This window comes from Azospirillum himalayense (assembly GCF_042657465.1).
Taxonomy (GTDB): Bacteria; Pseudomonadota; Alphaproteobacteria; order Azospirillales; family Azospirillaceae; genus Azospirillum; species Azospirillum himalayense.
Window position 1 is genome coordinate 94408 of the sequence record NZ_JBHSLC010000007.1, and the last position, 11161, is coordinate 105568.

The 11161-nt window shown below is 70.6% G+C and carries 14 protein-coding genes; 10 read left to right on the top strand and 4 right to left on the bottom strand.

The window, feature by feature from the left end:
- Positions 1-201 precede the first annotated feature (201 nt).
- The 6 genes from ACFPMG_RS05385 (at position 202) to ACFPMG_RS05410 (ending at position 4069) form a co-directional block, all read left to right on the top strand.
- Positions 202-609, top strand: a complete 408-nt coding sequence (locus ACFPMG_RS05385) for a winged helix-turn-helix domain-containing protein (RefSeq protein ID WP_014241340.1) — start codon at positions 202-204, stop codon at positions 607-609.
- A 57-nt stretch (positions 610-666) separates the two neighbouring features.
- Positions 667-1062 carry a c-type cytochrome gene (locus tag ACFPMG_RS05390; RefSeq protein WP_376994172.1) on the top strand — a complete coding sequence of 132 codons (396 nt, stop codon included), beginning with the start codon at positions 667-669 and terminating at the stop codon, positions 1060-1062.
- Between the two features lie 73 nt (positions 1063-1135).
- Complete coding sequence (locus ACFPMG_RS05395; protein WP_376994173.1) at positions 1136-1381, top strand: hypothetical protein; 246 nt, start codon at positions 1136-1138, stop codon at positions 1379-1381.
- A gap of 109 nt (positions 1382-1490) precedes the next feature.
- A complete protein-coding gene (locus ACFPMG_RS05400; RefSeq protein WP_038529360.1) occupies positions 1491-2069 on the top strand; it encodes a YqaA family protein in 579 nt (192 codons plus the stop codon).
- 85 nt (positions 2070-2154) lie between these two features.
- The gene (locus tag ACFPMG_RS05405) at positions 2155-3138 is read left to right on the top strand and encodes an SDR family oxidoreductase (RefSeq protein WP_376994174.1); all 984 of its coding nucleotides are present in this window, start codon (positions 2155-2157) and stop codon (positions 3136-3138) included.
- Between the two features lie 67 nt (positions 3139-3205).
- Positions 3206-4069: a TrmH family RNA methyltransferase gene (locus ACFPMG_RS05410; RefSeq protein WP_376994176.1), complete on the top strand. Its 864-nt coding sequence runs from the start codon at positions 3206-3208 to the stop codon at positions 4067-4069.
- A gap of 12 nt (positions 4070-4081) precedes the next feature.
- On the opposite strand, the gene ACFPMG_RS05415 is transcribed toward ACFPMG_RS05410, so the two are convergent.
- Positions 4082-4528, bottom strand: coding sequence for an RNA polymerase sigma factor region1.1 domain-containing protein (locus tag ACFPMG_RS05415; protein ID WP_376994178.1), 447 nt, complete (start codon positions 4526-4528; stop codon positions 4082-4084).
- 165 nt (positions 4529-4693) lie between these two features.
- Here ACFPMG_RS05415 and msrA point away from each other — a divergent pair, with 165 nt between their 5' ends.
- From msrA to ACFPMG_RS05435, 4 genes are all read left to right on the top strand, one after another.
- The gene (gene msrA / locus ACFPMG_RS05420; protein ID WP_376994180.1) at positions 4694-5335 is read left to right on the top strand and encodes a peptide-methionine (S)-S-oxide reductase MsrA; all 642 of its coding nucleotides are present in this window, start codon (positions 4694-4696) and stop codon (positions 5333-5335) included.
- 205 nt (positions 5336-5540) lie between these two features.
- The gene (locus ACFPMG_RS05425; RefSeq protein ID WP_376994182.1) at positions 5541-6296 is read left to right on the top strand and encodes a PAS domain-containing protein; all 756 of its coding nucleotides are present in this window, start codon (positions 5541-5543) and stop codon (positions 6294-6296) included.
- The gene (locus tag ACFPMG_RS05430) at positions 6293-8353 is read left to right on the top strand and encodes a DNA translocase FtsK (protein ID WP_376994184.1); all 2061 of its coding nucleotides are present in this window, start codon (positions 6293-6295) and stop codon (positions 8351-8353) included. Before ACFPMG_RS05425 ends, ACFPMG_RS05430 begins: the two co-directional genes overlap by 4 nt.
- Before the next feature lie 17 nt (positions 8354-8370).
- Positions 8371-8862, top strand: a complete 492-nt coding sequence (locus ACFPMG_RS05435; protein WP_376994186.1) for a DinB family protein — start codon at positions 8371-8373, stop codon at positions 8860-8862.
- Positions 8863-8888: 26 nt separating this feature from the next.
- Here ACFPMG_RS05435 and ACFPMG_RS05440 read toward each other — a convergent pair whose 3' ends face one another.
- From ACFPMG_RS05440 to ACFPMG_RS05450, 3 genes are all read right to left on the bottom strand, one after another.
- Positions 8889-9617 (bottom strand): MgtC/SapB family protein, encoded by a 729-nt coding sequence (locus tag ACFPMG_RS05440; protein WP_376994187.1) that lies wholly within the window; start codon positions 9615-9617, stop codon positions 8889-8891.
- Between the two features lie 81 nt (positions 9618-9698).
- A complete protein-coding gene (locus ACFPMG_RS05445; RefSeq protein ID WP_376994188.1) occupies positions 9699-10049 on the bottom strand; it encodes a hypothetical protein in 351 nt (116 codons plus the stop codon).
- Between the two features lie 59 nt (positions 10050-10108).
- On the bottom strand, positions 10109-10933 hold the full coding sequence (locus ACFPMG_RS05450) for a PAS domain-containing protein (RefSeq protein WP_376994189.1): 825 nt from the start codon (positions 10931-10933) through the stop codon (positions 10109-10111).
- Positions 10934-11161 lie beyond the last annotated feature (228 nt).

The window sequence follows — 11161 nt, forward strand, 5'->3', positions numbered from 1 at the left end:
TTGGCGGGTTGTGCGCCCTGTGTCCGTTCGTCCGATGATCGGTATCCGTCACAGCGCCCCGCCGTTATCGCGGTTTCGGGGAAGGCCGGTAAATTCGACTTTGGTTGCAGACGCGGCCCGCCCCAGATTCGGGACTGACCGTTGGCCGACAGATGATACCTTGGACGGAGACCCTTCCGTTTCCCGGCGAGACTTCAGGACATGACGACCGACATCCGGCTGCGCTTCCTCCACCCCTCCGGCGCCATCGGCCCCGGCAAGGTGTCCCTGCTGGAGGAGATCGACCGCACCGGCTCGATCTCCGCGGCGGCGCGGGCGCTCGGCATGTCCTTCCGGCGCGCGTGGTTCCTGGTGGAAACCATGAACTCCGCCTTCCGCGAGCCGGTGGTGCGCACCAACGTCGGCGGGCGGGAGGGCGGCGGGACCGGCCTGACCGCCTTCGGGCAGGAGGTGATCGCCCGCTACCGCCGCATGGAGGAGGAGGCCCGCCGCGCCGCCGCGCCCCACCTCGCCTGGCTGGACGAGGCGCTGAAACCGGAGGCGGCGCTTGAAAAGGGCGCGGACTCCGCTGATCCAAAGTCCAATGGCCCGGACTCCGGCGATCCGTAAAGTCTCCCTCGACGCCGCGACCTTCCGCCGCGGTGAAACGAAGGAGGCCCACGACCCATGCGCACCGCCGCCCGCACCGCTGCCCGTACAGCCTTGGCCACCCTGGTCCTTCTCGCCGCGGCGCCGCTCCCGGCCCTGGCCGACGGCGATCCGGCGAACGGCGAGAAACTGTTCCGCCAGTGCAAGGCCTGCCACACGGTGGAGGCGGGCAAGAACCGCGTCGGCCCCACGCTGCATGGGCTGTTCGGGCGCAAGGCCGGCACGGTGGACAGCTTCGCCAACTACTCCGAGGGGCTGAAGGCCTCCGGCATCGCGTGGGACGCCAAGACGCTCGACCCCTATCTCGCCAACCCGAAGGCGGTCATTCCCGACAGCCGCATGGCCTTCGCCGGGGTGGCGAAGCCGGAGGACCGGTCCGACCTGATCGCCTATCTGGAAGCCGCGACCAAGTGAGCGTCAGCGGAGCGGGAACCGCGGCGGCGCTGGCCTGTTGCCCGGTTTCCACTCCCGCAGCCGGAGAACGGCCATGGCCGACGACACCGCAGGACAAAAAGGCGCCGAGCCCAAGGACATTCACAAGACCGACATCGAGCCTCTCTGCGACGAGCAGAGCGGCGGCGGCGGGTCCAACCCGGACACGCGCTACCGCGGCATGCCCGGCGGCCATCCCGGCGGCTCACGCGACGGCGACTGCGATCCGGTGGCGCGCGCCGATCCCGACGACGCGGAACCGGACAGCGCCGGGTCCGGGAGCGCCCCCGCGTCCCGCTAGGCCGATGGCGTAGCCTTTCCGGGGCCGCCCCGAATTGGTCGTAGCCGCTGGCCCGGTCCCCCGCTAAAACAGGGGCTCCCTCACCGGCACAACACGGGCTGCGACCGGCATGCTGAAGCGCCTTTACGACTGGACGATGGCCAAGGCGGCCTCGAAGAACGCCACCACCTGGCTGGCGGGGGTTTCCTTCGCGGAAAGCTCCTTCTTCCCGATCCCGCCGGACATCCTGATGGTGCCGATGGTGCTCGCCAACCGGCAGGCCGCGTGGCGGATCGCGACGATCTGCACGCTGGCCTCGGTGGTGGGCGGCGTCGCCGGCTACATGATCGGCTTCTTCCTGTACGAGGCCATCGGCAAGGCGGTCATCGACTTCTACCACCTGGAAGCCCAGTTCGAGACGCTGCGCCATACCTTCGTCGAATACGGCGCGGAGATTCTCATCATCAAGGGCATGACGCCCATCCCCTACAAGCTGCTGACCATCACCGCGGGCGTGGCGAAGCTGAACATCTGGGTGTTCATCGGCGCCTCGATCCTGTCGCGGGCCATCCGCTTCTATCTGGTCGCCGCCCTCCTTTACTGGTTCGGGGAGCCGGTGCGCGCCTTCATCGAGAAGCGGCTGACCCTGGTCACCACCGCCTTCGCCGTCGCGCTGATCGGCGGCTTCCTGGCGATCAAGCTGATCTGATCCATCCCAAAACGGTCGCGGCACCGCGACGCCGGGCCGTCCTGTCCTGTTGATGCCACATCGAGGCATTGACGGGAGAGGATGGATGGACAGCGTGCGCGGGGCCGTGGTGGTCATCACCGGAGCGTCGAGCGGGATCGGGCGGGCCACCGCCCTGACCTTCGCGCGGGAGGGCGCCCGGCTGGTGCTGGCCGCAAGGCGGGAAGCCCTGCTCGGCGAGGTCGCCGAGGAATGCCGGGAACTGGGCGGCGAGGCCGAGGTGGTGCCCACCGACGTCACCGACGCCCAGGCGGTCCTCCGGCTGGCCAACCGGGCGGTGCAGCTGTTCGGCGGCATCGACGTCTGGGTGAGCAACGCCGGAGTCGGCGCCGTCGGCCGGTTCGAGGACACCCCGCTGGAGGCGCACCGCCGCGTCGTCGAGACCAACCTGTTCGGCCCGCTTTACGCCGCCCACGCCGTGCTGCCGCTGTTCCGCCGGCAGGGGCACGGGGTGCTCATCAACACGGTGTCGGTCGGGGCCTGGGCGCCCGCCCCCTACGCCGCCGCCTACGCCGCCAGCAAGTTCGGGCTGGAGGGGCTCCTGGAAAGCCTGCGGGCGGAGCTGGTCGACGCGCCGGGGGTCCATGTCTGCGGCGTCTACCCCTTCTTCACCGACACGCCGGGCATGTCCCACGGCGCCAACTACACCGGCCATCAGCTGGACGCGGAAAGCCCCTTCTACGACGACCCGCAGGACGTGGCGGACACCGTGCTGGCCGTGGCGCTGCGCCCGCGCGCCCAGGCGATGGTCGGTGCGATGACTCCGCTGACCCGGCTGGGGCACGCGGTGGCGCCGCGCCTGATGGAGAAGATCGCCGGCCACGGCGCCCACCGCCATTTCAGCCGGACCCCGCCCGCCGCGACGAGCGACGGCAACCTGTTCACCCCGGTGGAGCGCGGCCGCGGAGTCACCGGCGGCTTCCGCACCCCGCCGCCCGCCTGGGTGTCGCCGCTGCTCGTCGCCGGGGTCGCCGCCGCTGCGGCCGCTGCCTACGCCGGCTACGCGCGGAGCAAAAACGGAAACCACTGAGGGCTTTGAGTTCGGGAACGGGTTGGTCCAGAATGCCGGCCCGTTCCCGCAAGCCCCCGAGTCCATCATGCCGAAGCCGACGACCCCGCGCGGCCGTCCGCCCGTCTCCTCCCCTGCCCGCTCCCCGCGTCCGGGTCCGGCCCACGCCGGCAAGGAGCTGCGCCGGGAAGAACCGCGGGAGGAGCCGGGCAAGCTGTTCCGCGTCGCCGGCCTCTCCGCCGTCTCCGCCCTGTTCGCCCATGATGCGGCGCGGGTGGAGCGGCTGTTCTTCGAAGAGCGGCTGAAGGCGAAGACCGGCGACTTCTGCAAGGCGATGGCCGCAGCGCGCAGGCCCTACCGCATGGTGGAGGCCGACGAACTGGCCAAGGTTGCCGGGACAGTCCTTCATGGCGGCGTCGTCGCGCTGATCGCGCCGCGCCCGGTCCCCGCCTTCGACGTGGAGGCGGCGAAGCGCTGGACGTCGGACGGCCAGCCGCTGCTGATCCTCGACGGGGTCGGAAACCCGCACAATCTGGGCGCCATCCTGCGCACCGCCGCCTTCTTCGGCCTGCGGCGCGTCGTGGTGTCGGACCATCCCGGACAGGCCCTGCCGTCGGAATCCGCCTACCGCGTCGCCGAGGGCGGATTCGAATGGGTGGAGCTGTACCGGGCGGCCAACCTGCCGACGGTTCTGAAGCGGCTTCGCGAGTCCTACCGGGTGGCTGGGACGGCGCTGGGTCGGGGCCGGACGGTGGTCACCGACCCGGCGGTCCTCACCACGGGCGAGCGGCCCGCCGCCGTCGTTCTGGGCAACGAGGAGGACGGGCTTCCCCCCGCCACCCTCGCCGCCTGCGAGGACATCCTGACCCTGCCCGGCACCGGCCGCGTCCAGTCGCTGAACGTCGCGGCGACCGCGGCCATCCTCATCCACGCGCTGGCGAAGCCGGGCTGACGGCTTGGCTGCTCAGCCGCCCAGGGCGATGATCAGCACCAGCGCCACCACGATGACCGAGACGACGGGCAGCATGTCCACCCCGCCGCGGTCCCAGGTCGGCGCCCGGCGGGAGCCGTGATGCGCGCCGTGGGCGTGGCCCAGCCCCTCGTCGGCCCAGCCATGTTCGGACGGTCGGGCGCCGGGGGCGGAGACGGCGGGCGCCGCCGGACTGGCGATGGTGACCACCCCGGCCCCGCGCCGGTAGTCGCCGCCATCGCTGCGCGGGCGCTTCAGCCGCTCGTCGGTCAGTTCCACGTCGATGCCCGCGGCCTCCAGCCGCTCCACCACCACGGCGACCTCCTCCGGGGTCATCGTCTCCACCGGCACGTCCTGGCCGAGCTGCTCGACGCTGAGCCGGTTGCCGTGCTGGCGTCCCTTGTTAATCAGGCGCTGGAGGGTGGCGTCGTCGATCGTCATGGTTCTCTCCCCGCGGTTCCACCTTGGACTGAACATTCCGAAGGGTAAACAGGCGGAGCCGCGGAAGGCTCCCGTGCAAAGGCGCCGACTTGCCTCCGGGGCGGGGCGACCCGACATAATCCCCAAATCCCCATCCCCAACTCCTACGCCATCGGAGAGGCCGAGATGCTCGGAATGTTCATGCGCAAGCCCCTGGCGCTGCCCAGCGCGGAGGAGGCCCTGCCCGGACGCGACACGCCGGTTCCCGTGCCGCCGCGCCACCACGTCAACGGCAACCCGCTGACCCCGCCCTATCCGGAGGGGCTGGAGGTCGCCGACTTCGGGCTCGGCTGCTTCTGGGGGGCGGAGCGCAAGTTCTGGAAGGTGCCGGGCGTCTGGACGACCATGGTCGGCTATCAGGGCGGCCACACCCCCAACTCGACCTACGAGGAGGTCTGCTCCGGCCGCACCGGCCACACCGAGGTGGTGCGCGTCGTCTACGACCCGGCCAAGGTCGGGTTCGAGGAGCTGCTGCGCGTCTTCTGGGAGGCGCACGACCCGACCCAGGGCATGCGCCAGGGCAACGACGTCGGCACCCAGTACCGCTCGGCCATCTACACCCACACGGACGCCCAGCGCGCCGCCGCCGAGGCCAGCCGCGAGTCCTATCAGACCCGCCTGCAGCAGGCCGGCTTCGGCCCGGTGACGACGGAGCTTCGCGAGGCCCCGCCCTTCTATTACGCCGAGGACTACCACCAGCAGTATCTGTCCAAGAATCCCGCCGGCTATTGCGGGCTGGGCGGCACCGGGGTGACCTGCGCGGCGTGACGCGCTCTTGCGGTGCGGGGGCTGAACGGCAGAGACGTTCCCGCACCGCCACTGCGGCATCCGGGCGACAGGGTTAAGCCGGCTTGAACGGGGCGGTCCCTTGCGGTTGCGCCTGCCCGTCCCTTCCGGGTATGGTTCCGGCGGTCCATGAAAGCTCCAGGGGGTAGCCCCGCGGGGCGCCGCCCGAGAATTCCGCGCCCAATCCATGATCAAGGAAAGAACCGAGCTGGCGACGCCGCACCTGAGCGGCCTGCTTGACTTCTGGCTCACCAAATGCATCGGCGGGAAGCCGCCGGTGTCCAGCACCGTCGCCCCGGCCGATTTGCGGCCGTGGAAGGATAATATTGTGATTTTCGAGGTCATCGGAGACGACGACTTCGTTTATTCCTATTATGGCCAGTCGCTCGCCGCGGCCTTCGGGCATTCGCGCCTGGGCGCCACGCTGGATGATCTGCCGGAGGAGCAGCGGGCGATCCTGCGCCCCGAATACGCCTCCCTCCTGCGCGAGCGGCTGCCGGTCGCCCGTGTCTACACCGCCGACTTCAGCGGCGTCATGCGGACGTGGGAGCGGCTGGCGCTGCCGATGTCCAGCGATGGCGAGACCATCGACAAGATCCTGGTCGCCGCCTACGAACTGCCGCCGGACGAACCGCCCTGCGCTGTGCTCACCCCCGGCGCGGCGGAGGATGAGGCGGAGGTGGAGATCGACAGTCCGGATGATGACCGGCCGGATGATGACGGGCCGGAGGCGGACGGGCCGGAGGCGGACGACACGGTGGACAGCGAATCCGAGTCCCTTGCGGACGAGGGCGCCGACATCGACGACGATACGGACGGGGCCGCGGACACCGAAGCCGGAACCGAGACCGAGACCGAGACCGAGACCGACGATACCCCCGACGACGACGCCGAAGACGGCGAGTCCTTCTCCACCGAACAGAAACCGGGAGCCCCGGCATGACGCCGCGCACGCCCCACCTGACCGCGCCCGTGACCCAGTCGGGAGTCGTCACCGCCGACGAGTTCAATCTGTGGTGCGCGCTGAACGGCCGTCCCTTCAACCTGATCCCCAACGCGCGCCCGGACGGGCGGCTGCTGTGGGACGTTGAGGTGCTCCCCGGAACCCCGCGGGCCGGCACGGTCTATTCGACCAACCTCGGCGACGAGGCGCTGGCGGTGGTCGCCGGCTTCGCCTTCCTGTCCGGCGTCGAATGGGCCTATGAGGCGCGCGCCGCCGAGACGACTCCCCCGGCCTTGGCGTCGGATGTGGCCGTGGACGCGCCTGCGGACGTGGAGGATGTCCTCATTCCCGACGCCGAGGAGTTGCCCGAGGACGCGGAATCCGAGGATGAGGCGGACGACGCCCTCGCTTATGAGGACGGGGCGACCGAGGACGACGCTGACCCCGTCGCGCCGGACGAAGATGGCCTGGATGACGATGGCCTGGACGGGGACGAAACGGACGAGGATGGCGCGGCCTACGGCGAGCCGGCCGGCGAGGACGATCCCTACGCCCTGCCCGGCACCACGCTCCTCCAGAACCCGCCGCCGCGCCCGCCCCAGCAGCATGACGAGACGGTCCTGGCCCGCAACGCGCGGATGCTGGAGACGGTGCTGCGGAACTTCCGCGTCCGCGGCGAGATCATGGACGTGCGCCCCGGCCCCGTCGTGACGCTCTACGAGTTCGAGCCCGCGCCGGGCACCAAGTCGGCCACGGTCATCAATCTGACCGACGACATCGCCCGCTCCATGAGCGTGGTCACCGCCCGCATCGCCATCGTGCCGGGCCGCAGCGTGATCGGCGTGGAGTTGCCGAACCCGGTGCGCGAGATGGTCTATCTGCGCGAGATGTTCGACCACGCGGCCTTCGCCGAGTCGCAGGCCCACCTCGCCATCGCGCTCGGCAAGGACATCAGCGGGGAGCCGGTGGTCGCCGACCTCGCCCGCATGCCGCACCTGCTGGTCGCCGGCACCACCGGTTCGGGCAAGTCGGTCGCCATCAACACGATGATCCTGTCGCTGCTCTACCGGCTGCCGCCCGACCGCTGCCGCTTCATCATGGTGGACCCGAAGATGCTGGAACTGTCGGTCTACGACGGCATCCCGCATCTGCTGACCCCGGTGGTGACCGACCCGAAGAAGGCCGTCATCGCGCTCCGCTGGGCCGTGCGCGAGATGGAGAGCCGCTACGAGGCGATGTCCAAGCTCGGCGTGCGCAACATCGAGGGCTACAACGCCCGCATCGCCGAGATGATCGCCAACGGCGAGCCGATGCCCCGCCGCCACGTCCCCGGCGAGGCCGAGGCCGTCTTCGACCTGACCCCGCAGGAGCCGACGCCGCTTCCCTACATCGTGGTCATCGTGGACGAGATGGCCGACCTGATGCTGGTGGCCGGCAAGGAGATCGAGGCGGCGATCCAGCGGCTGGCCCAGATGGCCCGCGCCGCCGGCATCCACCTGATCATGGCGACGCAGCGCCCGTCGGTGGACGTCATCACCGGCACCATCAAGGCCAACTTCCCGACCCGCATCAGCTTCCAGGTGACCAGCAAGATCGACAGCCGCACCATCCTGGGCGAAGCCGGGGCCGAGCAGCTTCTCGGCCAGGGCGACATGCTCTACATGGCCGGCGGCGGCCGCATCACCCGCGTCCACGGCCCCTTCGTCTCCGATTCGGAGGTCGAGGAGATCGTGCAGTTCATCAAGTCGCAGGGCGCGCCCAACTACGTCACCGCCATCACCGAGGAAGAGGACGAGGCGGTCGCCGACGAGGACGACGAGAGCGGCGGCGGCAATTCCGGCGACGACCTCTACATGCAGGCCGTCAACCTCGTCGTGCGCGAGGGCAAGGTGTCGGTCAGCTTCATCCAGCGCCAGCTCCAGATCGGCTACAACCGCGCCGCCCGTCTGGTCGAGCGGATGGAGACGGAGCGCGTGGTCGGCCAGGCCAACCACCAGGGCAAGCGCGAGGTGCTGCTGTCCCCCGCCGGCCTGTCGGCCAAGCGCGCCGGGGTCTGAGAACAGGAGACGGGGCGATGAAGGCGCATTTCGAACGGTTCGCGCGCTACAACCGCTGGGCCAACCGCCGCCTCTACGCGGTGGCGGCCGAGCTGTCGGACGCCCAGTACCGCGAGGACCGCAGCGCCTTCTTCCGCTCGGTGCGGGGAACGCTGAACCACATCCTGGTGGCCGACCGGGTGTGGCTGCGCCGCATCGAGGGGGACGGGCCGATGCCCTTCGCCCTGGACGAGATCCTTTATGACGGCTTCGACGATCTGCGCGCCGCCCGCGAGGCGGAGGACGAGCGCCTCATCCGCGTCGTGGCGGAGCAGGAGGAGGCCCGCTTCGCCGCGGACCTCCACTACCGCTCGCTGGCCGGGCAGGCCTTCACCATGCCCTTTTCCGCGGTGCTGGCCCATGTGTTCAACCACCAGACCCACCACCGCGGGCAGGCGCACACCCTGCTGACGCAGTTCGGACTGGCTGCGCCCAGCATCGACTTCGCCTATTTCCTCTTGGACAAGTAGGCGCGCCGGCCCTTCACATCCGCCCCTCACATGCGCGATGGCGACAGGCGGAACTCCACGACTTGGCTGGTGTGGGCGAGCTTGTCGATCAACTCCATCGGGTCCGGCGTGCCGTTGGCCTGGAGCGTGAGCTGATACTCCAGGTGGCCGCTGCCGTTGCGCAGGTGGAAGGCCCAGGACACGATCTCGTAGCCGTGCTCCAGCGCCTTGGCGCGGATCGTTTCCGCCGGGGGAGCGTGCGCGCGTTCGAATACCAGCATCACCTGGACCACCGTGTGGTGGGGCAGCACCGCCTCCAGCCGGCGGAAGGCGCTCATCACCAGGATGACCAGCAAGGCGGTGCCTATGGCCGCGGCGTAGAAGCCCAGCCCGACGGTCACCCCGATCGCCGCCGCCGTCCAGATCGACGCCGCGGTGGACAGGCCGCGGATCGAGAAGCCCTCCCGCATGATGACCCCGGCGCCGAGGAAGCCGATGCCGGTCACGATGCCCTGGATGACCCGCGTCGGGTCGCCGCCCCCGCCGTTTCCACTCCCGATGCCGCCGTACCACAGGCCGGGATAGGCGTTGACGACGGTCAGCGCCGTCGAGGCGAGGCAGACCAGCGCGTAGGTGCGCATCCCCGCCGCCCGCCCGTGGAAGGAGCGCTCGTACCCCATCAGGATGCCGAGCCCCAGCGCCCCGACCAGATGCAGCAGGATGATGCCGTTGACGGCCAGTTCGGCCGGCGACCAGTAGGCGGACAGGTTCAGCATAGCCCCTCCGACGGGACGACCGGTCCCGGAAAGGACAGTGTAGCGCCGATTGGTTGGCGAAGGATCACCCTACCCCCCACCCTAGCCCAGCGCCCCCAGCGTCCAGCGGGCGAACAGGGCCACCAGCATGCCCTCCGCCGTGGCCAGCATCAGCCGCAGCATCAGGCTCACGAGGTCGGTGAAACGGTCGCGGCGGGGAAACACCTCGGCCAGCATGCCGGCGACGGCGCGGCGCAGGTTCAGGCTGACGAGGCCGATCACCAGCGCCACGACGGCGGTGCCGACCACATAATAGAGCGCACCTTTCCAGCCGGCGAAGCTCTGCGGGTGTTCCAGATAGAAGAGCGTGCCGACGACGATCCAGACGGCGGACGGCCAGACCCCCACCATGTCGGCGCCGCCGGCCGGACTGGCACCGCCGGGCGCCGGCATCGGAGACTGCGGCGGGGGCTCCGGTGGGGGCTGTGCGCTCCAGGGCACCGCGGCCTCCGTCAGCCCCCCGGCACGTGCCGGAAGGCCAGCACGCGGGCCGGGCGGCCGTCCTCGTCGGACAGCGGCAGCAGCAGTTCGACGAAGCGCGCGCCCGGCAGCATCGGGTCGTCGCGCACCAGAAGGCCGCGCGGCTCCCCCGTCTCCAGGCAGGCGCGCAGGTCGGCGTTGAAGCGCGCCGCTGCTTCGGCGGGGTGGCAGTCGCTGACCGGGCGCGGCACCGCGCGCTGCCCGATCCGCCGCTGCACCGCCCGCCCGCAGGCGCGGTAGAGGAAATCCTCGCCGCCGCGCAGCGGCTCCATCAGGCACAGGCGCGGCACGCATTCGCGGATCTGCGCGGTGTCGATGTCGCGCGCCTCCGGCATCGCGCGCCCCCGGAGGAGGCGCCGCCAATGGACGTAGAGCAGGCTGGCGATCTGCGGGATCTGCTCGAGGTCGAGCGGCTCCGACCGGCAGACCGGCGGCGCGGGCGGCGGCGGCGGAACGGTGGGGGCGGCGGCCGTGACCACGCGCACCGGCGCGACCGCCACGACCTCCGGGACCGGCTTCGGTGCGGCGGGGGCCGGAGCCGGGCGGCTGGCGAAGACCGGCTGACGCTCCGGGCGCCCGCCGTGCTTCTTCAGCATCGGCAGCGGCGCCCAGGTCGGGCAGGTGTGGTAGGAACGCGTGACCTTCCGGTAATCCTGGCTGGTCGCCGTCCGGCACTCCCCCTCCGCGCTGTAGCGGTCGACGTGGACGAGCGTGTTGTCGTCCGACAGGGCGCGGTCGCCCCCCCACGAAACGCAGGCGGCGCAGGCGCGGCTGTCCTTGGCGAAAGCGTGGGTCATCGTCGGGTGCGAACTCCGGAGGCGGTCAGGACGGATGTGCGGGCTTCTCCCGCTGGCGAGAATCGGGAAACGCCGGGTTTCCGGCGCACCCCGATTGATGACGCCCTTTCGGCGCGGGTTCAAGCCTTGCCTCGCCGCCCGCTGGCGATGTTTCAGACATGTGGCCCGCGCATCATCCCACCCCTTCCCCCGCGCCGCCTTGTTCCCTATAAAGGGGCCTCGCAACGA